The following is a 505-nucleotide window of genomic DNA, read 5'->3' as shown; positions in this document are numbered from 1 at the left end:
GCCGTTTCAAACGACCGATAAATCGTTGTAATTAAAAATGCCCGGATATTCCGGACATCTGATGTGTTGCTCCGCAGGGCGAAGTCTATATATTCAATATGCGACGAGTCAATTTTCAAAAATCTGCTCTTTACAACCTCGTGAGGATATTCCTGTTTGTTTATGCGGATTGTCGGCTCGTCGCTGCATACCACATCGACCATAATTGCCACAATTTCATCAAGCCACGCCTTACTGTACCTTTCCGAGATAATGTCATAGTCAATGTTTTTCTTGATTAGCTTTTCATACTTTCGCCGATTTTCTATCCATCGTATCGTATCAATGCCTTTTGGTGCAGGCAAGGGAGGAGAGTTATTCTCATTTCCACGATTGATAGGATAGGATATGATTTCAGTATCGCTCGATTCAGTATTATTCTTTTCAGTATCGTTAAAATCAGTATAGTTATTATTAGTATTATTTGAGTATGATTTCGGAACTTCTTGAATTTCGATTTTCATAT

1 protein-coding gene is annotated in these 505 nt (G+C 38.2%); it reads right to left on the bottom strand.

The features are described from left to right. On the bottom strand, nucleotides 1-505 hold a 505-nt coding region (locus H8706_RS12365; protein WP_262432872.1), incomplete at both ends, for a DUF6017 domain-containing protein.

The organism is Qingrenia yutianensis, from assembly GCF_014385105.1.
Taxonomy (GTDB): Bacteria; Bacillota; Clostridia; order UMGS1810; family UMGS1810; genus Qingrenia; species Qingrenia yutianensis.
The sequence above is the reverse complement of the archived record's forward strand: the minus strand, read 5'-3'. Positions and strand labels throughout refer to the sequence as shown.